This window comes from Kribbella sp. NBC_01484 (genome assembly GCF_036227145.1).
In the GTDB taxonomy this organism is placed as follows: domain Bacteria; phylum Actinomycetota; class Actinomycetes; order Propionibacteriales; family Kribbellaceae; genus Kribbella.
Genome location: NZ_CP109437.1, coordinates 5,672,810 through 5,697,813 on the forward strand (window position 1 = coordinate 5,672,810; position 25,004 = coordinate 5,697,813).

The 25,004-nt window shown below is 70.8% G+C and carries 9 protein-coding genes; 4 read left to right on the forward strand and 5 right to left on the reverse strand.

All coding sequences use genetic code 11. The features are described 5' to 3' along the window. Window positions 1-251 precede the first annotated feature (251 nt). Window positions 252-11,027, forward strand: coding sequence for a non-ribosomal peptide synthetase/type I polyketide synthase (locus OG555_RS27920; protein WP_329475514.1), 10,776 nt, complete (start codon window positions 252-254; stop codon window positions 11,025-11,027). A gap of 130 nt (window positions 11,028-11,157) precedes the next feature. Here the strand turns inward: OG555_RS27920 and OG555_RS27925 are convergent, their stop codons facing one another. The 4 genes from OG555_RS27925 to OG555_RS27940 all read right to left on the reverse strand — a co-directional run bounded on the left by OG555_RS27925 (window position 11,158) and on the right by OG555_RS27940 (window position 18,179). Continuing rightward, on the reverse strand, window positions 11,158-11,688 hold the full coding sequence (locus tag OG555_RS27925; RefSeq protein WP_329475515.1) for a hypothetical protein: 531 nt from the start codon (window positions 11,686-11,688) through the stop codon (window positions 11,158-11,160). A gap of 533 nt (window positions 11,689-12,221) precedes the next feature. Beyond that, a complete protein-coding gene (locus OG555_RS27930; protein ID WP_329475516.1) occupies window positions 12,222-13,151 on the reverse strand; it encodes an ROK family protein in 930 nt (309 codons plus the stop codon). Window positions 13,152-13,161: 10 nt separating this feature from the next. Further along, window positions 13,162-13,842 carry a DUF7158 domain-containing protein gene (locus OG555_RS27935; protein ID WP_329475517.1) on the reverse strand — a complete coding sequence of 227 codons (681 nt, stop codon included), beginning with the start codon at window positions 13,840-13,842 and terminating at the stop codon, window positions 13,162-13,164. Continuing rightward, a complete protein-coding gene (locus OG555_RS27940; protein ID WP_329475518.1) occupies window positions 13,839-18,179 on the reverse strand; it encodes an NEW3 domain-containing protein in 4,341 nt (1,446 codons plus the stop codon). The genes OG555_RS27935 and OG555_RS27940 overlap by 4 nt, the downstream gene beginning before the upstream one ends. Before the next feature lie 230 nt (window positions 18,180-18,409). On the opposite strand from OG555_RS27940, the gene nagZ reads away from it, so the two are divergent. Further along, window positions 18,410-19,927 carry a beta-N-acetylhexosaminidase gene (nagZ, locus tag OG555_RS27945; RefSeq protein ID WP_329475519.1) on the forward strand — a complete coding sequence of 506 codons (1,518 nt, stop codon included), beginning with the start codon at window positions 18,410-18,412 and terminating at the stop codon, window positions 19,925-19,927. A gap of 961 nt (window positions 19,928-20,888) precedes the next feature. Here the strand turns inward: nagZ and OG555_RS27950 are convergent. Continuing rightward, on the reverse strand, window positions 20,889-22,103 hold the full coding sequence (locus tag OG555_RS27950) for an ROK family transcriptional regulator (protein ID WP_329475520.1): 1,215 nt from the start codon (window positions 22,101-22,103) through the stop codon (window positions 20,889-20,891). Between the two features lie 111 nt (window positions 22,104-22,214). Between OG555_RS27950 and OG555_RS27955 the strand changes: the two genes are divergently transcribed. Beyond that, entirely contained in the window at window positions 22,215-23,843 is a 1,629-nt protein-coding gene (locus tag OG555_RS27955; RefSeq protein ID WP_329475521.1) for a glycoside hydrolase family 13 protein, read from the forward strand. 18 nt (window positions 23,844-23,861) lie between these two features. After that, window positions 23,862-24,995: a Nif3-like dinuclear metal center hexameric protein gene (locus tag OG555_RS27960; protein ID WP_442914451.1), complete on the forward strand. Its 1,134-nt coding sequence runs from the start codon at window positions 23,862-23,864 to the stop codon at window positions 24,993-24,995. Window positions 24,996-25,004: the final 9 nt, after the last annotated feature.

Sequence of the window (25,004 nt, forward strand, 5' to 3'; positions counted from 1 at the left end):
TGAGAACGGACTCCACCTGGGCCGGTCGCGGCTGGTAGGGTTCACGGCTGTCGGTCGGCGCGATGACGCACCGGGTCCGCCCGGAGACGGCATCGTTCCGGCAGGCGGAAACGGGGCTTGTCGTCGGTGAGAGCGAGACGGGTGTGCCCTGAGCCCGGCTCCGTCCAGTTCGGGAGGCGCGTGTCCGTGGGTCGCCAACTGGCTGGCGCCACCGTTGTTGCTCACCGTGTCGTGGTGGTGGGACCGGAGTGGTGAGGAGCAGTGTGGACCGGCCGGCGATCTCCACCGGGCCGGCCCTGATGATTCCCGCTGGGTACCCGCGCGACCTGCCGAGCGCGCTGCTGCGGGCCGCCCGCGACTTCGGCGGCGCCGGCGTGGTCGAGATCGGCCCGGACGGCCGCGAGACCAAGCTCGACTTCCCGACCCTGCTCGAGCTGGCCGCCCGGATCCTGGCCGGCCTGCGGGCGAACGGCGTACGCGCCGGGGACCCCGCGGTCGTGCATTGCACCGAGCCGGTCGGATTCTTCGCCGCGTTCTGGGCCTGCACGCTCGGCGGTATCCGGCCGCTGCTGATGGCCCCGAGCCCGGACGGCGACCGGACCGAGGCCGGCCGCGAGCGGCTCCGCAAGGTCACCGACCTGCTCGGCTGGACCGTCCTGATCGGCCGGCCGTCCGACCTCCCGAACGACCTCGGCCTGCCCGTCCTCGACCCGGACGCGATGGCCGGCCACGAACCGACCTCGGACTTCCACCGCCCGGCCGCCGACGACGTCGCCGTACTCATGCTGTCGTCCGGCTCCACCGGTGCGCCGAAGATCGTGCAGCTGACGCATCGCGGGCTCGTCGAGTTCGCCGCCGGTACGCCGGCGATGCTGCCGGTCCGGCCCGGTCAGACCACGCTCAACTGGCTGCCGCTGGACCAGAGCGGCGCCTTCCTGCTGTACCACCTGCTGCCCGTGTTCACCGGCTGCACGAACATCCACGTGAACACGGGCTGGGTGCTCGCCAACCCGCTGCGCTGGCTCGACCTGATGGACCAGCATCGCGTCAACCACTCGTGGTCGCCGAACTTCGGCTACCGCCTCGCCACAGCGGCGATCGCGGGTGAACCCGACCGACACTGGGATCTGTCCGCATTGCGCAGTCTGGTCAGTGGTGGCGAGCAGATCACGGTCCCGGTGGTGTCGGACTTCCTCCGGCTGACGAATCGGTTCGGCGTCGTACCGGAGACCTTCGTCGCGGCCTGGGGGATGACCGAGACGGTCACTGGGATCACGTTCGCCCGACCCGGCCTGACGCCCAACGTGCACCGCGTCCGGATCCCACCGACCGGCGTGGTCGAGTGGGTCGACCAGCGGCCCGCGACCGGGAAGGTCGCGGTCGCGCGCCCAGGCAAGCCGCGGGCCGAGGCGCCGGGCGTGCTGAGCCTGGTGTCGGTGGGTGCGCCCGCGCCGGGGACGACCGTGCGGATCGTCGCGCCGAACGGCGCCGTCCTGCCGGAGGGCCGGATCGGTCAGCTGCAGGTCGCATCAGCGCGGGTGACGCCCGGGTATCTGGGCAACCTGGAGGCCGACCGGGCCGCGTTCCCGATCGGCAACTGGCCGGCCCGCAAGTGGCTCGCGACCGGTGACCAGGGCTTCATCACCGGCGGGCAGGTCGTCATCACCGGCCGGGACAGCGAACGCATCATCATGTCCGGGAAGCTGTACTACGCGCACGACATCGAGTCCGTCGCCGCGACGGCCGTCGGCGCCCAGCACGGCCTGGTCGCGGCCTGCGGGGTCGCGGACGCGGAGAGCGGGACCGACCGGCTGGTCGTCTTCTACGCACTCACGCCGGAGTCGATCCCCGGCATGGACCAGGCGATCCGCAGCCTGATCCAGGGCCGGCTCGGCTTGTCCGCCGAGGTCGTCGGCGTCCCGCGGCGCGACTTCCCGACCACCCCCGGCGGCAAGATCCTCCGCCCCCTCCTGAAACAACGCTGGATCGACGGCACCCTCGAATCCCCACCCGGCGCGTACGTCGACCCTGCCGGAGCCAGCTCCTACTCCGGCCCCGCCGGCGAAGGCCCCCTCACCGATCCTGCCACGCTCACCACCGACGAGGACCCCTCCGAACGCACCACCGAACTCCCCGTCGTCCGCCTGGCCTGGAAACGCACCCTCCAGCAATCCATCCCCACCCCACCCCAACGCCCCACCCTCGGCGCCCACCCCACTGAGGCGCCCCCACCCGAGCCCGAGCCAGCCCCCGAGCCCGACGCGCCGCACGCGAACCCCGAGCCGGCCACCGAGCCTGACGGACTCACCGCGCCGGACGCGAAGCCTGAGCCGGCCGACCACGTTGCGCCCGACACTGAGGTCGCCCCCGAGCACAACCCCGAGCCGACCGACGAGCCAACGCCCGCCGACGAGCCAGCCCGCGCGGACGAACCGGCACCTGCAGACGACCAGCCAGCCGAGCCAGCCGCCGAGCTGATCGGGCCTACGGCCACCGGGCCCGAGCCCGCCGACAAGCCAGCACCCGCCGAAGAGCCGGCACCCGCCGAAGAGGCAGGACTCGCCGAAAATGCAGCGCGGGCCAAGGAGTTGGCGCCTGCGGATGCCCAGCCGGCCGAGCTTGCTGCTGACCTCGACGAGTCCGAGGCGACCGAGCACGAGCCCGAGGCCACCGAGCCGGAGCCTGCATGGCTGACTGGGCCCGAGCCCACCGAGCCCGAACTCGTCGAAGGCGAGGCACCCGAGGACGAAGGGGTCTCGGACGAGCACCAAGGCCCCAGCGAGCCCGCCGAGGACCCAACCCCTGCCGACCCGCAGCCAGCGGTGCAAGCCGCCGCGCAAGAGCCGGAGCACGAGCGCGAGTCCGCTGAGGCCGAGACCACCGAGCACGAGCCCCACGCCGCTGAGGCCGAGCCCCACGCCGCTGAGGCCGAGCGCCACGCCGCTGAGGCCGAGACCACAGAGCACGAGCCCGAGTCCGCTGGGGCCGGGACTGCCGAGCACGAGCCCGACGCGGCTGAGGCGGGGACTACCGAGCGGGAGGACGCTGAGGCCGAGGCGGCTGAGGCCGAGCCCGTCGAGGTGCAAGCGGCTGCCGAGAGTCAGGCGACCGAGCAAGCAGCAGAGCTCACCGAGCCGGATCCGATCGCAGACGTGGAGCTGGAGCCGGCTTCGGAGGTGGATCCGAAGCCGGTTGCGGAGCCCGCCGAGGCGCCGGAGCCCGCCGACGTATCGGAGCCCGGACCTGAGGCCACCCAGACCGAGCTCGCCGAGGCCGAGACTGCTGAGGTACGCGCGGCTGCCGAGAGTCAGCCCGATGCGCAAGCGGCGGAGCTGACCGAGCCGGACCCGAGCGCGGACGCGAAGCCGATCGCGGCGATGCCGGAGGCGGGCACGGAGGTGCGTCCCGAGCAGGTCGCGCAGGTGCGTCCCGAGCAGGTCGCGCAGGTGCAGCCGGAGCCGATCGCCGACGGGGAGTCAGAACCCGTTGCGGAGGTCGACCCGGAGCCGATCGTCGACGTGGAGTCGGAGCCGGTCGCAGAGGTCGACCCGGAGCCGATCGCCGGCGTGGAGTCGGACCCGGTCGCGGAGGACGGCCAGGAGTCGATCGCCGGTGTGGAGTCGGAGCCGGTTGTGGAGGACGAGCCGGAGCACGTTGCCAAGGCGGAGCCGCAGTCGGTTGCTGAGTCTGCCGAGGTGCCGGAGCCTGCGGAGGCGCCGGAGTCTGCCGACGTACCGGAGCCGGTGGGCGGGCTGGCTGGTGAGTCGGCGGCCGACATTCCGGGCGAGGCTGCGTCAGCGGAGCCTGAGCCGACCGGGCCCACCGCAGAGTCCGGCGAGCACGCCGAGCCTCGCGAAGGTGCGGAAGCCGACGACGAGTCGATCGCCGACGACGAGTCGATCGCCGACGCTGAGCCGATTGCGGAGGTCGATGCGGAGGCTGAGGCCGACGCCGCCCCTGAGCATGTTGTAGCGGAGATGGAGCGGCTGGAGGGCGACGTACCAGCTGAGGCCGCGGCAGTTGCCGAGTCCACCGAAGAGACCGCGGACCAGGCTGAACCAGAAGCAGGCGCCGAGTCCGTCGCGGCGTCCACGCAAGTCACCGAGCCCGAGCCGGTGCGTGAGTCTGCCTCGGTTTCGGAGAGCGTTGCGGCGTCTGCGCAAGCCGCCGAGCCCGAGCCGGTGCGTGAGTCTGCGTCGGCTCGCGAGAGTGTTGCGGCCTCCTCGCACGGAGCCCAGCCGGAGCCTGTGGCGGTGCGGCAGGCTGGGGTGAAGGCTGCTGTGGTGGTCGAGCCGGTGGCTGTGGTGGGGGTGGCTGGGCGGTTCCCGGGGGCGGAGACGCTGGAGCAGTTCTGGGACAACCTTGTCGGTGGGGTGGAGAGTGTTCGCCGGTTCTCGCCTGAGGAGGTGAGTCAGGCGGGCGGGCAGGTCGGCGACGGGATGGTCGCGGTGAGCGGGGTGCTCGACCATGTCGAGTCGTTCGACGCGAAGTTCTTCGGGCTCAGCGATCGTGAGGCCGAGCTGATGGAGCCGGCCCAGCGGTTGTTCCTCGAGGTCTGCCACCAGGCGCTCGAGCACGGCGGGTACGCCGGCACGTCGAGCCGCGTCGGCGTCTTCGCCGGCTCCGGCATGAACCTCTACAACCGCCAGCACCAGTCCCGCGACTCGCTCGCCACCCGCGTCGCCTACCGCCTCGGCCTGACCGGGCCCGCGATCGGCGTCCAATCCGCGTGGTCCTCGTCGCTGGTCGCCGTACACCTCGCCTGCCAGGCCCTCCGCTCCGGCGACGCGGACCTCGCGCTCGCCGGTGCCGCCGCCGTACAGATGCCGCAGGCAACGAGTTACCACCCGGGTCCGGAGTCGATCCTGTCGCCGAGCGGGAGGGTCCGCGCGTTCGCCGCGGACGCCGACGGCACGGTCGGCGGCAACGGTGTCGCCGCCGTACTGCTGAAGCGCCTCGACCAGGCGATCGCCGACGGAGACACCGTGTACGCCGTGATCCGCGGCACCGCGGTCAGCAATGAGGACGCTCCGGCGGGCAACCAGGTCGAGCTGATCGAGCGCGCCCTGGAGCGGGCCGGCTTTCCGGCGGACTCGCTCAGCTACATCGAGGCCAACGCGATCGGCAGCACCACCGGCGACTCCGCCGAAGTCAAGGCCCTCACGACCGCGCTGCGCCGGCACACCGACAAGGTCGGCTTCTGCACAATCGGCTCCGTGAAGCCGAACATCGGCCACCTCGACACCGCCGCGGGCATGGCCGGCCTGATCAAGACCATCCTGATGCTGCAGCACCGGATGCTGGTCCCGACGATCAACTACACCGCGCCGAACCCGGAGCTCGCCCTCGACGGCAGCCCGCTCGTGATCGGCACCGACGTACGCGACTGGGAGGCCGGTACGACGTTGCGCGCGGGCGTCAGCGCCCTCGACGCCGGCGGCACCCACGCGCACGTGATCCTGGAGGAGGCCCCGCGGCAGATCCGCCGTGGCGACGACGGCCCCGTCGTACTGCCGCTCTCCGCCCCCGACCCGGACGCACTGGCCGACCTGGTCGAGCTGTACCGCACGGACCTCGGTCATGGCACCGGTCACCGCCTCATCGACCTCGCTGGTACGGCGGCACTCGGCCGTCCCGCGCATCGGCACCGGATCGCGGTCGCGGGCTCGTCCGAGGCCGAACTGGTCGACGCACTCGGCTCAGCCCAGGCAGCCGAGGTGCCGCGGGGTGGACCCGGCCCACTGGGCTATGCGTTCACCGGACAGGGCGCTGCGCGTCGTGGGATGGCGGCCGGGCTCGCTGCGCGCTTCCCGGCGTTCCGGTCGGTGCTGGACGAGTGTGACCGCGTCTACCACGAGGAGACCGGCGGAAGCCTGCTAGAGCTGCTGCTGACGCCTGCTGGTACGTCGGAAGGCGTTTGGCCGACCGAGACCGCGCAGCCGGCGCTGTTCGCGTTCGAGCTGGCTTTGGCGCGGTTGTGGCAGTCGTTCGGCGTGCAGCCGGCGTTGGTCGTCGGTCACAGCGTGGGGGAGTACGCCGCGCTGTGCGTGGCGGGCGCGTTGTCGTTGGCGGACGGCGTACGCCTGACCGCGAAGCGCGGCCAACTCATGCAGCGTGGCACGGTTCCGGGCGCGATGGTCGCCGTACGCGCGGATGCCGACCGGGTCCGTGAACTCGCGCAGACGACCGGCGTGGAAGTTGCCGCGGGCAACGGTCCGCAGTCGTTCGTACTGACCGGGTCCGAGGTGATCGTCGGGCAGCTCGCGGCGCAGCTGGATCGGCTGGAGGTCGCCTGGCAGCGGCTGGATGTCGATCGGGCGTTCCACAGTTCGTTGGTGGATCCAATACTGGCCGACTTCGCGGAGATCGTCCGGGAGATCACGCTCAAGCCCTTGCGTACGCCGATGGTGTCGAGCTGGTCCGGTGATCTGCTCGAATCCGGGACCGTGCTGGACGGCGACTATCTGGTCGGGCAGTTGCGGCAGCCGGTGCTGTTCGGCGACGCGGTCGAGGCGGTGACGGCGGCCGGTTGCCGGCGCTTCCTGGAGCTCGGGCCGGATGCGGTGCTCAGTCCTGCCGGACGCCGGATCGCGCCGAACAGCACGTGGATCCCGGCGCAGCGGCTGGGCCAGGACCCCGTCCTCGCGACGATGAACGGCCTCGCCGAGCTGTACGAGCAGGGCACGGAGATCGCCTGGTCGAAGGTGTACCCGGACGGCGGCCGCGTGCCGCTGCCGACGTACCCCTTCCGCCGCGTGCACCACCCGGTCGACGCCTCCGTGACGGTCGTCGCGGGTACGACGTCTGCCGGGGACGCGAGCACTGGTGAGGCGCGGGTGCAGCCGAACGCTTTCGAGCGTGCGGCTCGCGCGCAGATGGTGTTCGCCCCGCCGTCGAGTGCCGCGGTGAAGCGGATCCCGCTGGACCCGCCGGACGAATCGGCTCCCGCCGAGGTCGAGCCGGTGGATGAGGTCGCCGAGCGTTCGCCGTTCGCGCTGCCGGCCGAGACACATCAGATCGACGCGGACTACCTGGCCCAGGCCGGCTCGCTGTCCGGCGACGAGGTATCCGCCGAACGCTACCGCGATGCGCTCAACGCAGTCCTCGACCTGACCTGCGCCGAACTCAGGCTCGACCCCTACGACCTGACCGTCGACCACACCTTCGCCGAACTGGGCGCAACCCCCGCCTCCATGGCGCCCGTCATCAACCAGATCAACACCCGCTTCACCGTAGAACTAACCCCCGACGAACTCTTCGCCACCTACACCACCCCGCACAAACTAGCCACCGCCGTAGCCATCCACACCGCAAACGTTGCCGAAGGCACCGAGTCCACGGAGGCCGAGGGCACCGAGTCGGTCAGTGGTTCTGCCGAGCCCACGGCCGTCGCTGCGGAGGCCGAGGACGGTGCGACGTCGGGGGCTGCCGCGCAGTCCGACGATGGTGTTGCGGAAGCGGCTGGCGTGCGAGTCGAGGGTGGTGCTGCGGCGGGGACCGTCGTACGGGCCGAGGGCGGTGTCGCGGGAGAGCGTGCCGCGCGGGTCGAGGATGGTGGCGCGGAAGCGGCCGCCTCGCGGATCGAGGACGGCGCCGAAGATCGTGCTGCCTCGCAGGCAGTGGACGGTGCAGAGGATCGCGCTGGCTTGAAGGCAGAGGACGGTGCTGCGGCCGACGAGGCAGTCGGCGAGGTAGACGCCGGGTCGGCCGCAGCAGCTGGTTTGCAGACGCCCGCGGAGTCGGCGGAGCAGGCTCTGTCGACGGCGGAAGTTGCCGGGCGGACCACCAATGGTCCGGTGGCCGAGGCTGAAGCAGCGGCGGAAGCTGACGCGGAGGCGGGCACTGGTTCGGTGGCGGAGACTGTGGCAGCGATGGAAGCTGACGCGGAGGTGGCGGCCGGTTCGGTGGTGGGGGCTGGGGCGTCGGGGGTAGTTGCCGATGCGGCAGTCGGTGATGGGGCTCGGGGTGAGGCGGGAGCGCGGGATCCGCGGGCTGCGTTGGCGGTGCTGGGGTCCGGGCTGGCTGAGCTGGCGGCGAAGGTTGACGAGGCTGCGGCCGCGACGAGTGAAGCCGAGTTGCCGGGGAGCGGGATGGCCGCGCTCATGTCGCAGCAGCTTCGGGTCGCAGGCCAACTGGTCGACGGCGTCACCAAGCTGATGCGCGAACAACTCGCACTCCTCACACCAGAGGTCGCCGAGGACATCGACACGGATGTGACCTCAGCTGAGCCCGTCGCACCACTGGTCGATGCCGGCGACGCCGCATCCGCCGCAAACAACCCAGGCGATGCCACTTTCACCGCAGATGAGCCCGGCGATGCCGGTTCCACCGCAGGTAAGCCCGGCGAAGACACGTCCGACACCGGCCGGACCGGCGAAGGCGCGTCCGCAGACGAGGTCGGCGTATCGCCGAAGTCCGAGCCGGCGGCCGGTGAGTCCGCCGTGCCGGCCACTGAGCTGAGCGGCGATGAGGCCGTCGTCGCTGCGACCGAGCAGGCCGTCGAGCAGTCCGGCGAAGGTACGTCCGCCGCCGGGTCCGGTGAAGCTTCGTCGGCCGCAGAGTCCGGCGTACGGCGGGAGTTTGAGGCGAGTGGTGACGAGGCTCTCGCGTCGGCGGGTGACGCGGCCGTCGAGGAGGCGGGCGAAGGTGACTCCGGCGCCGACGAGCGTGGCGTGGCGCCCGAGGGTGGGCCGACCACCGACGAGCCCGCCGTGGCGAGTGGGGACCGGGCTGGCGGTCGGGTGGGTCGGGCTGTCGACGAGGGTGCGGCTGAGGGGGAGGTGTGGCGACGGGATTTTGGGTATTGGAGTTTGGCGTTGGCGGGGAGTGAGCCCTTGGTTCTGCCGTCGGATCGGGGGCGGCCGGCGGGTGAGGGAGCGGTTGCCTCGGTCAAGAAGGAGTTGGCGGAGGAGCTCGGGGACGCGGTGTTCGTGTTCAGCCGGGAGCGGAGGGTCAGCCCGCTGATGACGATGCTGGCGGCGGTCGGGACTGTGCTCGGGCGGTTCGCGGCGCAGGACGACGTCACGATCGGGTCGGCGTTGATCCGGCCGCAGGGGGACACCTCGACGATGATCCGGCGGCCGCTACCGCTGCGGATCGATCTGTCCGGGGAACCCGACCTCGGCGAGCTCGCGCAACGGGTGCGCGACGTCACCACCGGCGCGTTCGACCACTCCGGTACCGATCTCGCCCTACTGCAACGCGACCCGCTCTTCCAGATCCTGGTCGAGTTCGAGGACGGCGATGACGAACTCCCGGACTCCATCGACCTGCGCCTGCGGCTGACCCACCACGGCGCCGGCATCACCTGTTCGGCGGACTACCGGTCCGGGCTGTTCGACCAGACCACCATCGACCGCCTGCTCGCCTACCTGGAAGCAGTGTTGCGCCGGGCAACGACCCAGCCACACCTGCGCCTGCCCGAGCTGATGCTCCCGATCGAGTCCGACCTCGAAACACTCCGCGAGCTGGAAGGCGACCTCGAGCCCACCGGCCCAGTCGGTCGGGCACGACGTGACGCCGTGGTCGCCGGCGAACTCAGCGGACTGCACACCCTCGTCGAGCAGCAGGTCGCCCGCACCCCCGACGCGATCGCGCTGATCCAGGGCGAGCGCGAACTCACGTACGCCGAACTGGACCGCCGGTCGAACGCGGTCGCGTGGCAGCTGACCGACCTCGGCGTGAAGCCCGGGCAGCTGGTCGCCGTACGCGTTGCCCGAGGCACCGAGTTGGTTGTCGCGGTGCTCGCCGTACTGAAGTCCGGTGCGGCGTACCTGCCGCTGGACCCCGGCGTACCGGAGTCGCGCTGGGCCTTCATGATCCAGGACGCGTCCGCGGTCGCGTTGGTCGGTGACGACGCGGCGCTGGCCGATCGGCTCGGGTTGCGGCTCGTCCCGGTCGCCGCGACGGACGGCGACCCGCGGGCGCGTCTGGCGCCGCCGGTGCGGGCCGCGGCCGATGACGTTGCCTACTGCATCTACACGTCCGGCTCGACGGGGAATCCGAAGGGCGTCGTGGTTCCGCACCGCGGGCCGGTCAACCTGGTCCGGCACTACCTTCGGACCCGGCGATCGCTGCGGACGTTGCAGTGGACGTCGTTCGGGTTCGACGTGCATGTGCAGGAGATGTTCACCACTCTCGCGTCAGGCGCCGCGCTGGTGCTGATCGGCGAGGACGACCGGTACGACCCGGACGCGGTGATCGCGGCGCTGCGGGATCACCGGGTCGAGCGGTTGTTCATGGCGTTCAGCCCGTTGACCGCGCTGCTCGCGACGATGCGCCGGCTTCCCGAACTGCCTGCCTTGCGCGAGATCGTCGCCGGTGGTGAGGCGATGGTGCTCACGCACAAGGTGCGGGACTTCCTCGAGGCGCATCCGGAGTGCGGGCTGTTCAACGAGTACGGGCCGGCCGAGGCGTCGATCGTGACCACGATCCACGCGGTCGACCCGGCCGAGGACCGGCCGTCGATCGGGCGTCCGGTCGAGGGCGTCGTCGTACGCCTGCTGGACGAGGCGCTGCGGCCGGTGCCGGTCGGTGCGGTCGGCGAGATCCACCTCGGTGGTTCGGCCGTTGCCCAGGGCTACATCGGGCGGCCGGAGGAGACCGAACACGTGTTCGTGCCGGACCCGGGCCATCCGGGCGGGCGGCTCTACCGCAGCCGTGATCTGGGTCGTTGGCGCGTGGACGGGACGCTGGAGTACCTCGGCCGCGCGGACGACCAGGTGAAGATCCGCGGTCACCGGGTCGAGCCGGGCGAGACCGAACACGTGCTGGCCGACCAGCCTGGTGTGGTCGACGCGGTGGTGGTCGCGTATGCGGACCCCGGGGGAGACACCTGCTTGATCGGGTACGTCGTCCTGGAGGACAGCGACCCGGCGGTGCTGGCCCGGTTGATGCTTGACCTGGGCAAGGAACTCCCGATCTACCTGGTCCCGGCGGATCTGATCCCGATCGAGGAGCTCCCGCTCGACGACAACGGCCGGCTGGACCGCGGTCTCCTCCCCGAGCCGGAGTGGCTCAAGCCGTAGCAGCACCGCGTGGCTCGAGCCCTCGCAGTACGGCGGGCAGACCTGTTCTGCACCGTGGACGGGGTTGTGGCGGTGGAGGCCCTCCCGCAACCACCGCCCACCGTCCACGGTGCAGAACCCGCGACGATCCTCATCCCTCCTGAGGATCGATCGCACTCCGCACTCGTCGGCGGAACAGTGATGAGGCACTGATCACGCAGACGAGCAAGGAGTAGATCGCAAGCGCCGCCCCGGCACTGCCGGCCGTGGATCCGACGCTGTCCGGACCGGATCCGTTCCCATCGGATCCGAGTGCTACCACGGCTGTGACCACGACCAGCGCGATCAGCGGGCCGCTCCACCCGAGCACACCCATCCCGTGCCAGTCGTCACTCGGTATCCGCAGGGCGCCGTGCAGGGAGGCGAGACCGCAGGCGGCGGCAACGTTCAGCAGCAGCAGGCGGCCGGCCACGTCCTGGAGTGACGCACCAGCTGGGCCGGTCGCGTCGTACCCGAGCGCGTACAGGTCGACCGGGACAGTGACTGCGGCGGCGCCGATGGCGGCGAGCTGGAACACCCGGGGTCGCCGGATCGAGACGCGCAGGACGTCGTACTTCGACGTTGTCGTGACGACCAGAGCGGTGAAAAAGAGGGCGAAGAGGGGGAGTACCGCGACGTCCATCGGGACCGAGTCTCTCTGGTCGAGCGTTGCCCCGGACAACGCTGGCGGACGGTGGTGCCTCTTCTGCTGTACTCGGTGGTGCTGCGAGGGCGGTGGGCGAGTTTCCTCGCCCGCCGCTCACGCGTTCGGTTGGTCAGACCCCCCTCACCAACCGCTTCCGGCCGATCCAAGGCCCCCTTGACCGACCGTGGATGACGTGCCCCCACCCCATCCATCCGTTGCATCGCGTGGAACGGGGTCGTCGTTACACGGTTTCGGGTGATTGGGTAAAAATTGCGCAAAGGTGCGCGAGACAACCTTTTCCGAGCGCAATCACTGTGTGCCAAGTCTGAGAACCCCGGCTCGCGGGTGAGGTCGGCCGAGGTGAGGGGGATAGGCGGAGGGCGGCGGGGGCGGCGGGGGCGGCGTGGGGGGTGAGGGTCGGCCGGGTTTGCCGGGGCGGCTGGTGGTGCCGGGGAGAGGGCGGTGGAGCAGGCGGGGGCGGTGGATCAACCGCAGCTCGTCGACCAGGCCGACGTCGGAGCAGGGCGGGGTTAGGGCAGGGTGGACCAGGCTTGGTGGGCGGCGCCCAGGAGGCCGGCGTTGGCTAGTTGGGCGGGTTCTACGGTCAGGTCGGCGACGAAGGGGAGCTGGGCCAGGCGCTTCACCCAGGCTTGGACCGGGTCGAAGAGGACTGGGCCGGCCTTTGCCACGCCGCCGCCGATGACGACTGTGGTGAGGTCGACCGTGACCGCGGTGGCGACGATGCCGGCAGCCAATGCCTGGGCGCCGTCGTCGAAGATCGCGAGCGCTAGTTCATCGCCGGAGGCCGCGTCAGCGGCGAGTACGGCGGCGTCCACGTCCTCGTCCGCCCGCCAGCCGCGGCGCTTGGCCCGGGCAACCATCCGCGGCCCGCTCGCGTACGCCTCGACGCACCCGTACGACCCGCAGGCGCACGCCTCGCCGTCCTGGTCGACCACCATGTGACCGATGTGTGCGGCATTGCCCGACTGACCGATCATCGGCCTGCCGTCGACGACCAGCCCACCGCCGACCCCGGTCGACACCACGATGCCGAGCAGCGTGTCGACGTCCCGCCCGGCTCCGGTCCAGAACTCGCCGAGCGCGAAGCAGTGCCCGTCTACTCCCAGCGTCACCGGTACGTCGCCGGCCATCGCCCGTACCCGCTCGACCAGAGGGAAGTTCCGCCAGCCGGTGATGTTCACCGGCGAGACCAGCCCGTGCTCCTGGTCCAGCGGTCCGGCCGAACCGATCCCGACCGCCAGCGGAGTGGCGTCGCCCCGGACGCGTTCGATCAGCTCGGCGAGCGCGGCGAACACCTCGTCCGCACCGCCGGGCGGCGTGAGGATCCGGTCGCCGGTGCCGATCGTGCCGTCCGCGGACACCAGAGCGGCGGCCATTTTCGTGCCGCCGATGTCGATCCCGAGGACCGTGCCCTGATTCATCTCTGCCTCGTCGCTCATGGTCCCCCAGTCAGTGCCGGTGCAGGTTGTCAGGTTGGCTGCTGTCGCCCGGGTGCTCGAGTCCATGGACCAGCTGGACTCGGTCGTGCATGGCAGCGTTCAGCCAGCGGGCGAACGCTTCCAGCCGGGCGCTCTGCAGAAGCTCGCGATGCCAGTCCGCCACCGGTACGGCGGGATCGGCCGGCGGCTCCTGCCCGAGGACGTCGGCCGCGTAGGCCAACTGCTCCGCCGGGATCCGGACGTCCGCGGTCACCAGCGCGGCGACCCGACGTACCGCCTCAGAACCAGCCAGCGCCGCCGCCGTGATGGACCCGACGGCGATCGCGGTCGACACGTCGATCGGATCCGGCTCGCCGACCCCGTCGACCGGCTCGACCCCGTCGACCGCCTCGGCTTCGCCTGCCGGCCCGAAACGAGTCGCAGGTACGGCGTCCGCGCGGCGGCGGAGCTCGTCGAGGCAGAGTTGCTCGGTGAGCACGACCTGCGCGACCCACCGGATGAGCTGACGGCCTTCACGACTGTCGGGCCGGGGGAGCACGCAGGCGGCGTCACCCGCACGCAGAACCGCGAGCCGATCGTCGAGCAGCTCGCGGAGCACTGGTTCCCCGTTGAGGTACGCCATCACCTCCGGCGGCGCCACCGGCGCGTGACTGTGCCCATGACCATGGCCCACCGTCAGAGCCGCCGTCATCGGATCTCCAGGCGGACGGTGGGTGCGTACTGCGCGCGGCCGAACCACATCACCTTCGGCAGCACCCACGCGTGCGCCGGCGTCGCGTCGGCGGGTGCGTGGATCGGCACGGCGACGGTGACGGACGACTTCGGAGGTACGACGACCGGGCGGACGGGGTCAGGCAACCAGGACCAGGTCCCGTACGGCGATGCCAGCTGCAGCTCGGCGCGGATCTCGGCCGACGTGTTGTTGGTGAAGACCAAGTCCAGCGTCTCCGACGTACCGCGTGTGAGCCGGATGTGCTGCGTGGATGGGGCCACGGCGAGGCCGGTGGGGCGGCCGGGCTCGTTGTCGGGTGCACCAGAGCCGTGATCCGGCGCCTCGGACGGCGGCATGCCGAAGCCGAGGGTGGCAGTGAGCTCCGGGCTCTCGCCGACGAAGACCGTGACCACGTCCTCGACTGCTGTCACACCTGCGCCGCCGGCGAGGTCGTCGGTGTGGGTGAGTACCTGGGCGGCGACGAAGTACTGGCCTGGTGCGCAGTTCTTCGGTGGGGTGACGGTCGTGAGATGGCGGACGTAGCCGCCGGGCTCGAGGTGGAGTTGACGATCGGATTGTTCTGTTGTCCAACCGTCCGGGAGTTGGATTGTCAACAATCCTGCGGCCGGGCTGTCGGCGTACTGGTTGGCGATCACCATCGAGAGCTCGATCGGCTTGCCGGCGGTCCGAGCGACCGTGGGGGAGACGGACAGGCTGACCGGGAGGAAGCCCAGCTGAGCGGGTCCACGGTTGTGCAGCCAGTAGCGCGCGTACGACGGCTGGGCCAGCTCGGCCGGTTGACCGAGTACGGCAGGGTTGGCGGGCTCGGTGTGGTCGAGGCCGAGGACGAAGGTGTCGACGGCGGAGCCGGGCAGGTCGATCGTGAAGTTGCCGTCGGCAACGTCGATCGGGGCGCCGCGGTTCTCCAGCAGGTCGGCGTGGTGGGCGGTGGTGATCGGTAGTGCCGAGGTGATCGTTGCGGCCGAACCCAGACCTGTTGCTTCGATCAACCGTACGGTGACACCGTCCCGCGGGTCGGCCGGGACGCCCGACCCGCGGGCGATGGGATTGCCGGCCGGCTTCACGGTGGAAACCAGCACGTCTCGCTCGGGCGTGACCTGCAGCAGGCTGTGCGTGCGTGGCAGGGTCCCGTCGTGCGCGGTGGTGGTTGCCGCTAGCAACGGCGAGGAGAACTCCTGGCCGCGGCTCGGCAGTTGCTGCCTGCGCCAGTCGCCGTCACCGCTGGTCAACGCGTACCGGAACTCGTGCGTCCAGTGCTGCAACTGGAACGCCGACCCGTCCGGCGCCGTACGCCGTGGCGGGTCGATCCAGATCCCCGACGGCCAGCCGGTGCACGACCGCAGCAGTGATGCGTGCAGAGCGCCGGTCGCGTCGACCGCGAATCCCGGCAGACCGTAGGTGAGCAGTGCGACGGTCCGATCCTCGAAGTCTTCGACGACGCCGTCACCGACCACGGTCGCGCTGATCCGCGCCTGTCCCAACTCCACCACAGCAGCCGCAACAGCCTCCGCCGTAGGCAGCACCACGGCCGGGATAGCCCGCACATCCCGCACATCCGCATTCGGCTGCCACACGTCCGCCAACGCAGTCCGCGGCGGAACAAACACAGCGCCGCCTGCGGCGGCGGAGGTGGGGAGGAGTCCGGCGGGCGCCGAAGTGCTGGCAGCGGTGGTGGTCGGCTGCTCCTCCTCAGCTTCCTGCAGCAGCGCGGCTGCTGCGCCGATCAGGATGCGGAGGTCGGGGAGGTTGGAGTCGACCTTGAGGTGGCCGTAGCGAGAGCCACCGGCCAATGACGTGGTGGCGGTTACGCCGACTCGCGCCAGGGCTACGACCAGGTCGCGAACGTCGGCGGGCTCGGAGTCGTCGGGGACCACGATCTCGGCGATGGCGAGCGGGCGGGTGCCCACCTGGTTGCCGTCGGCATCCAGCAGGTCTACCCGCGCGGTGGTGCCGAGGCCGAACCAGGTGTTGGCAGGGTTGTCGAGGGTCCAGGGCGCGGCGGCGCTGTCGACGTCGATCAGTCCGAAGCCGCGGCCGACGACCGCGCCGGCTACCTCGCTCAGCGGCAGCGCGCCTGGTACGTCGGCGGGGAACTTCACGCGGACCAGGCGGTCCGACTGCGCGTGGTCCAGGATCCGCGTGGTGAACTCGATCCGGTCGAGACCGTCGTACAGCGTGACGACCGCCTCGTAGGAGATCCCGTCGACCTCGCCGCGGCTGATCACCCGACTGCCGAGCGGCCCCGCCTGCGTGAACACCTTCGCCGGCGCCGCACCCGACCCGACGACCGGACCCGACGGGATCAGATGCCACGGACCCTCGCCGAAGCGCGGGTGATCCGGGTACTCCTCGTACACCCGCAGTTCGTTGCCGAGCCCCTTGAGTACCTCGCGACCCGAAGCCTTCTCCACGATCGAGCTGACCCCGCCGCCCCGCGACGGATCCACAGTCACGCTGAAGTAGGAGTTCTCCACCGTCTCGCCCGAGCCCGGTCCCCAAACCGCGGCCGCCGTACCAGCCACCAGGCCGTAGCTCCGCCACCCCAGCGACGGCACGTCCCGCGCGAGGAAGGTCAGCTTGTCGCCCTCGACCACCGACGGCACCTCGGCACCGTCGGCGTCGACGATCCGCCACGGCCCCTCACCCGGCACCGCAACGCGAGCCAGATCGGTCCGCGTGAACGACAGCGTGTTCGTGACGACCACGGCCGACGACCCGAAGCCAGACGACCCGAAGGCCGACGTGTCGATCCGCGCCGCGAAAGCCGACAACGACGCGGTACGCGCGGCATCCGACAAGTCATGCGCCTCACGCCACCCGGTGACCAGGTCGATGTAGACCTGGTCCGACTCCGACCCGGTGATCGCGTCGTGGTGAGCGCCGTACGCGAGCTGCCGCCACACCTTGTCCAGCGAGGCTTCCGCGAACCGGCCGAGCCCGAGCAGGTCGGCATACGTGCCGAGCTTCTCCGCGTCGACCGCCGCGACCTCGGCCGCGCGCTGGGCCTGCTTGGTGTCGATGTACGACACGTCCTTGCCGGTGTAGATCGGGTTCATGTCCCGCGACTGCGGTGACGGCCGGCGGCCCTCGGCGGCCAGTTCGGCGCGGACCCGGTCCATGAAGTGCTTCGTCGTACCGCAGACGAACTTCGGCCACGCGTAGCGCGCGTTCCAGTCGTGGTGCAGCGCGGTGATCCAGTTGTTCGGCGGGGTGTAGTCACCGCCGACCGGCAGCAGCGTGTTGCGCGTCGCCGCGACCGTCTTGAGCGTCGCGAAGAGCTGGTACGCCGTGTCGCCCGCGGCCTCGACATTCGGCGCGTTCTGCAGCTCCCAGCCCGGGCCGTAGTGGTCCGGCATGTAGTGCGTCAGTACGCCGTCCCCACTCGGGCTGATCCACTCGAACTCACTGTGGAACTGCATCACCGCGGCCGTGCCCGCCTTCGGCTCACTCCAGGCCTGCCGCAGCGGTCCCCACTGATGGAACGGTCCGCGAGCCCACGCCGAGCCGGTCAGCCCAGCCTTGGCGAGGTAGCCGGGGAACTGCGGGTCGTGCCCGAACACGTCCAGCTGCCAGGCGTTCTGCGGGTCGCCGCCGAGGATGTCGCGCTGGTAGCCGACGCCGTACACGATGTTGCGAATGGTGGTCTCGGCGCCGGTCAGGTTCGTGTTCGGCTCGTTGTAGGTGCCGCCGATGATCTCGACCCGGCCCTCCGCGATCAGCCGGCGCAGGACCGCGCGGTTCTCCGGGAAGGTGTCGAAGTACGGCTTGAGGTAGTCGAGCTCGGCCAGCACGAAGCAGTACGCCGGATCGCGCAGCGCCAGCTTGAGATGCGCGTCGACCAGGCTGAACGCGTTGTGCGTGTAGACCGGTCGCGTGGTGCCGTCGGGGCCCTGCAGGTCCCAGCTGGTCGTGTAGGCCGCCTGCGTGTTCCACCAGACCGGGTCGTAGTGGAAGTGCGAGACCATCACCATGGTCCAGCCCGGCTCGGCGATCACCACCGTGCCGCTGTCCGAGGCGACGTCACGGCCCTCGGCCGACACGATCACGGTCGCCGGGACACTCGCGCCGTACGACGAGCGCAGCGGCCCCGCGATGTCGAGCGGCACCTCGACCCGGGCCGGCCCGTCGCCCGGCGGCAGGTCCGCCGTACCGGACAGGCCGTCGCCGCTCACCCGCACCGACAGGGCGCCGTCGCCGCGGGCACGCGTCAGCTCGACCCGCAGCAACTGGCGCGGATCGTCGTCGCTGCCGGCGAACAACTCGGGCGAGGAGACGTGGGTGATCAGTACGGTCACGGTGTCGGGCTCCGTCGAGAGCGGTCAAGGTCGAGAGACAACGTTATCCGTAGTCGGCCCGGACAGCGAGGGGTCAATCTCAGGAATCCCCGCAAACCCGCAGGAATACGCTCGGGGAACGCCTTGACAACGCCTGACAACGATCGCCCTGACTCCCGTTGTCAGCTGCTGGTCATTAGCTCTGGGTGATGGGGTGGCGCCCGGACCGCGCGCCGGGAGAGGGTAGGGGGATGAGTGAACAGCCCAAGACCTTCCCCGCCCCGTCGCCCCAGTCGCTGGATCGTGATGCCGCCGGCGCCCTGATCGTCGGTCTGCCCGGGACGACCGCGACCGACGAGCTGCGCCGCGCCGTCGCCGGCGGACTTGGCGGGGTCATCCTGTTCACCCGCAACGTCGTCGACGCCGACCAGGTCACCGCGCTGACCGCGTCGCTGCGGGCCGAGCGACCCGATCTGATCATCGCGATCGACCACGAGGGTGGCGAGTTCAGCCACCTCGCCCCGGCGAACCGGTGGCCGCTGGCCTCGCCGCGGCTGCTCGGCGATCTGGACGACGTCGACCTGACCCGGGCGTCCGCCCGGGACGCCGCCGCGACGCTCGCGAGTCTCGGCATCGACCTGATGCTCGCGCCGTCGGTCGACGTGAACAGCAACCCGGCGAACCCGGTGATCTCGACCCGCTCGTTCGGCGCTACCGCCGAACTCGTCTCTCGCCACGGCGTCGCATTCGTCGAGGGCGTGCACGAGGCCGGCATCGCCGCCTGCCCGAAGCACTTCCCCGGCCACGGCGACGTCGCCGTCGACTCGCACGTCGGCCTGCCCCGGGTCGACCGCTCGATCGAGGAGGTCTCGGCGGTCGAGCTCGCACCGTTCCGGGCGACGATCGCCGCCGGTGCCGACGTGGTGATGAGCGCTCACATCGTGTTCTCGGCGTACGACGACCAGCCGGCCACCCTCTCGCATCGCCTGCTGACCGGGCTGCTGCGCGAAGAACTCGGCTTCACCGGCGTGATCACCACGGACGCCCTGGAGATGCAGGCGATCACCAGGACCCGTTCGATCGAGGACGCCGCGGTCGCCTCGATCGGGGCCGGGGCCGACCTCGCCATGATCGCGGTCGGATCCGCTGATCCGCAGGCGCTGATCGCCCGCGTGGTCAATGCCGTCGGCAACGGTACGCTCGCCGCCGAGCGGGTCGCCGACGCCGCCACGCGGGTCCGCGCACTCGCCGCCACGCTCGCCCGGCGCACCCGTCAACCCGGTCTCGACGGTGCACCGATCCGCGAGGTCGCCGCCCGCGTCGTGGCCGGCCAGACGTTCCCCGCCCTTGGCGCGTCGACGTACGTCATCGATCTGACCCAGGGTCTGCACCCGGCCTGGAACCCTTATTTCAGTGGGCTTCCGGAGATTTTCGCCCGGGTCACGCCCGGCTCGGACGGTGTGGTCCTGCGTGGCGAGCACCGCCTGACGGATACCCACTCACCGGCCGGCAACGCGATCGCGGAGGCGGCGAAGGCAGCCGCCGGCCGGCCGTTGGTGATCGCGGTGCAGGACGCCGTGCGTACGCCGTGGATGCGCGAGGCACTCACGCATTTGTTGCAGGGCCACGATGGCGACACCTTCGTGCTCTGCACTGGGATTCCCGAGGACCGGGCACTGGTTCCGGCCGGTGTTCCAACTGCCACGACGTCGGGTCGCAACGTGATCGTGCTCGAGGCGGTAGCGAGGGCGCTGACCGGAGCCCGCTAGACAGCATCACGGGACCTGGGACGGGTCGTGGTGGGTTGGTGCAGGCCATTTCGGCTGTCTTGCTGGATGTGTGGGGTGGTGTGAGTGGGGGTCGGTTGGGATGTGCAGCTCGACAGGACGTGTCGGTGCCGGGGGGTTGGCCGGGTCAGGCATTCACGCCTGAAACCGGCCGCCCGGCCGGGGCAGGGGCCGGGGTCGGGGCCGACACTTCCTGTCGAGCTGCACGTCCCAGCCTCCAACGGCATCCGATCAGCCTCCGTCCAGCCGATCCCGCGCGCATCGGCCGCCACCGTGGTGGGCCACACCGGCGGTTGCTGCAACGGGGCGGGGTTCGTGCGGGTGGCGGTGGGATCAGTGCCGAACTGCGGGACCTGGGACACCCTCTGGGGTCCTCGGACAGGTTGTGCCTTGTCCGCGGTCCCCGGTACCTGCGCGAGGTCGCGGCGGATCCCGCGGTCGGCCGGGGCCCCGAGACAGGACGTGGTGGCCGAGGCCCGAGACAGGACATGGTGGGAGGGCCTGGGACAGGACATGGTGGGAGGGCCTGGGACAGGACATGGTGGGAGGGCCTGGGACAGGCATGGTGGGAGGCCTGGGACAGGACATGGTGGGAGGGCCTGGGACAGGCATGGTGGGAGGGCCTGGGACAGGCATGGTGGGAGGGCCTGGGACAGGACGTGGTGGCCGGGGTCTGGGACAGGACGTGGTGGCCGGGGTCTGGGACAGGACGTGGTGGCCGGGGCCCTGGTATTGCGTGTCTCGGCCCACCGCCAGCTGTCTCACCGGATCCGGGTCCGGCCTCTGACCAGGACGCGGCAGGCCGGCCACCACCCACACAATGAGCAGGAGACCCGCTATTTCCTGTCTCCACCCACGAGCACGTGTCCCCACCGGCATGGCTGACCCATGCACAAGGCGACCCGGCAACCCCCGCCCGGCTCATGGCCGGGTCGGCGGGCGCTCACTCGGGACGGCAGCTGAGCTGCAGGTCCAGCGCCTGGTGCTCGACGTAGTTGAGGGCGTGGCGGACCGCGCCGACCGAGACGATCGCCTCGCCGAGAGACGAGACGGCGACGCGCGGCGGCGTACTGGTGAAACCGGCCAGGTGCTTCTCGATGTCCGGGAGGAGCGCCTGGGCCGCCTCGGCGACCGCACCGCCGAGGACGACCAGCTCGGGATTGAACAGGATGCCGAGCGTCGCCACCACCCGGGCAGTCCGCCCGGCCACGTGCTGAAGGATGCTTAGGGCAACCGCATCGCCGGCCTCGGCGGCGGCGAACACCAGCTCCGCGGTGACCGGCCGGTCACCGGCGAGCTCGCGCAGAGCGGTCCCGACGGCCGGGTCGGCGACCGCCGCGGCGCCCTGTTCGCGGGCCATCCGGGCGATGCCGTGGGTGTCGCCGACACCTTCGACCAGCTTGAGGTAGACCATCTCGCCGGCACCGCCGCGGCTGCCGTGAAGCAGGCGGCCGGAGTCCATCAGCCCGGAACCGAACCGCTCACCGGCCAGCAGTACGGCGAGATCGGCGACATTCCGCCCGACGCCGAGCCAGTGCTCGCCGAGCGCCGCCAGGTTCGCGTCGTTCTCCAGCAGGACCGGCCAGCCGTGCAGGTCGGTCAGCCGCGTGGCCAATCCTGCGTCGAAGCGCCGCCAGAACTCGTCGTCGACCAGGATGTTCCCGTCCCGGTCGACCGGCGCCGCGACCCCGACACCGGCCGCGAGCACCTGGTCGTTGGCGATCTCCGCGGCGGCCAGCGCCTCGACGATCGTCTCGTGCACGATCTCGGTCCGCTCACCGGGACTCTGCGCTCCGGCGACCGACTGCCCGGCCTTGGCGATCGTCTCGCCACGCAGATCGCTGACCAGGACCGTGGTCCTGGCCGCGCCGATGTCGATGCCGAGCACGTAGCCCGCGCGGCTGTTGAACTCGAACCGCCGCGACGGCCGGCCCACGGAGGCGTCGTTGCGGCCCGGATCGTGCTCGACCACCCAGCCCATCGAGATCAGGTCGTTGCAGACCGCGTGCACGGTCGCCCGGGTCAGACCGGTCGCCTCGATCAGGCCGGTCCCGGTCATCACCCGGGCGCGGGTGAGCACGCCGAGCACCTTCCCCGCGTTCACCCGGCGCAGCATCGGCGGCGTGGCCGTGGGCGGTGCAGCCGGTGGTTTCGCCATGAAAAAGAAGCCCCTTGACCTGATCGTGAATCCGCGCGCAGAATACTGCAGAATCTAAATTTAGAGCCTATATAAACAACCGCGCAAGACTGACACTCGAGTGAGGCGAACGTGACCAGTCCGCAGACGACCGACCCCGACTGGTGGCGGCAGGCCGTCGTCTACCAGATCTACCCGCGCAGCTTCGCCGACTCCAACGGCGACGGCGTCGGTGACCTGCCGGGCATCATCAGCCGCGTGCCGTACCTGGTCGAGCTCGGCATCGACGCCGTCTGGCTGAGCCCCTTCTACCCGTCCGCCCTGGCGGACGGCGGGTACGACGTCGACGACTACCGCAACGTGGATCCGCGGCTCGGCACCCTGGCGGACTTCGACCACTTGGTCGAGGCGCTGCATGCCGCGAACATCAAGCTGATCGTAGACATCGTCCCGAACCACACCTCCGACCGGCACGAGTGGTTCACCGAGGCGCTCGCGGCCGCCAAGGGCACGCCCGCCCGGGACCGGTACATCTTCCGCGACGGCGAGGGCGACCAGCCGCCGTCGGACTGGGAGTCGGTGTTCGGTGGATCCGCCTGGGCGCGGACCGACGACGGGCAGTGGTACCTGCACATGTTCGCGGCCGAGCAGCCCGACCTGAACTGGGAGCACCCGGAGGTCCGCGCGGACTTCCTGCAGACACTGCGGTTCTGGTCGGATCGAGGGGTCGACGGCTTCCGTGTCGACGTCGCGAGCGCGCTGGTGAAGGACCTGTCCGAGCCCTTCCCGTCGAAGACGACGCTGCCCCGGCAGTCCGAGTCGAACGGCGAGCACCCGTTGTGGGATCAGGACGGCGTCCACGAGATCTACCGGGACTGGCGGAACCTGCTGAACGAGTACGACCCGCCCCGGTCGGCCGTCGCCGAGGCGTTCGTACCGGCGGCGCGGCGGGCCAGGTACGCCAGTGCGGACGGGCTTGGGCAGGCCTTCAACTTCGACCTGCTGCAGGCCGACTGGGAGTACGAGAAGTTCCGTCGGGTGATCGAGGAGAACCTCGCGCTGGCCGAGCAGAACGGATCGTCCTCGACCTGGGTGTTCTCGAACCACGACGTGGTCCGGCACGCGACCCGGTACGGCCTGCCGAAGAACCCGAAGGGCGGCTGGCAGGACGGCAAGGACTGGCTGCTGAGCGACGGAACCGACCCGACGAACGACGTCGCACTCGGATCGCGCCGCGCCCGGGCCGCGGTCCTGCTGATGCTGGCGCTGCCGGGATCGGCGTACCTGTACCAGGGTGAGGAGCTCGGTCTGCAGGAGGTCGGCGAACTGCCGGCGGCGAACCTGCAGGACCCGGCGTACTTCCGGTCCAAGGGTGCCGAGAAGGGTCGCGACGGGTGCCGGGTGCCGATCCCGTGGACCGTCGGCGGACTGTCCTTCGGCTTCGGCTCCGGTGGCTCGCATCTGGTGCAGCCGAAGTGGTTCGGTGCGTACTCGGTGGAGGCGCAGGTGGGCGATCCGGACTCGACGCTCAGCCTGTACCGCAAGGCCCTCGCCGTACGCCGGGGTCTTCAGGCCAGCAACTCACTGAGCTGGGTCGAGGGCACCGACTGGGTCCTGCACTTCACCCGGCCCGGCGGCTGGCAGTCCGTCACGAACTTCGGTGCTGCGCCGGTCGAGCTGCCCGACGCCGCGGTGGTCCTGTCGAGCGGTCCGCTGGAGGGCGACAAGCTCCCGAGTGACACCACTGCCTGGCTGATCTGATGCGGCAGGATGGGGGTCGTGACCCCCACGCTTGCTGATGTGATCGCCGTCCTCGACCGGCTCTACAACCCTGCCTGGGCGGAGTCCTGGGACGCGGTCGGGCTGGTCACCGGCGATCCGGAGCAGCAGGTACGACGGATCCTGTTCGCCGTCGACCCGATGCGGACCGTGGTGGACGAGGCGATCGAGGGCGACTTCGATCTCCTCGTCACCCACCACCCGCTCCTGCTGCGCGGGGTCAACAGCGTGGCCGCGACCACGCCGAAGGGCCGGATCGTGCACGACCTGATCCGGAGCAACACCGCACTGCACGTCTGCCATACGAACGCCGACAACGCGAACCCCGGCGTGAGCGACGCGCTCGCAGCGGCCCTCGGCCTGCGGGACACCCGGCCGCTGAAGGCGTTGCCGTCCGAGCCGATGGACAAGCTCGTGGTGTTCGTGCCGGTCGACGAGACGCAGGCAATGATCGATGCGCTGGCGAAGGCCGGCGCCGGACAGATCGGTGACTACGACCGGGCCGCCTGGAGCGGAGTCGGCGAAGGAACCTTCCGGCCGCTCGAGGGTGCGAACCCGGCGATCGGTCAGGTCGGGGACATCGAGGTCGTACCGGAGAAGCGCCTAGAGATGATCCTGCCGCGCCGCAAGCGCCGAGGTGTCGTCGAGGCGCTGGTCACCGCGCATTCCTACGAAGAGCCGGCCTTCGACCTCTACGAGCTGGCGCAGTTGCCGAGTGAGCGCGGTGGCGGGCGCGTCGGCGTACTCCCGGAGCCGCTGCCGCTCGCGGACTTCGCCCGGTTGGTTGCGGAGAGCCTTCCGCAGACGGAGCACGGCGTACGGGTGTCCGGGGATCTGGAGCGGACGATCGAGACCGTCGCCGTGGTCGGGGGAGCGGGTGACTCGGAGTTCGAGCGAGTCCGTGCCGCCGGCGTCGACGCCTATCTCACTGCCGATCTCCGGCATCACCCCGCGACCGAGGCCCGGGCGTACGACGAGGGTCCGGCGCTGATCGATGTCGCACACTGGGCCAGCGAGTGGCCGTGGCTGCGGGACGCGGAGCGCCTCCTGGTCGAAAGCTTGGCAGCGCAAGGCAGTACCGTGGACACTCACATCTCGACGCTCCGCACGGATGCGTGGAACCTGCGGCTCTGATTCCGCGGC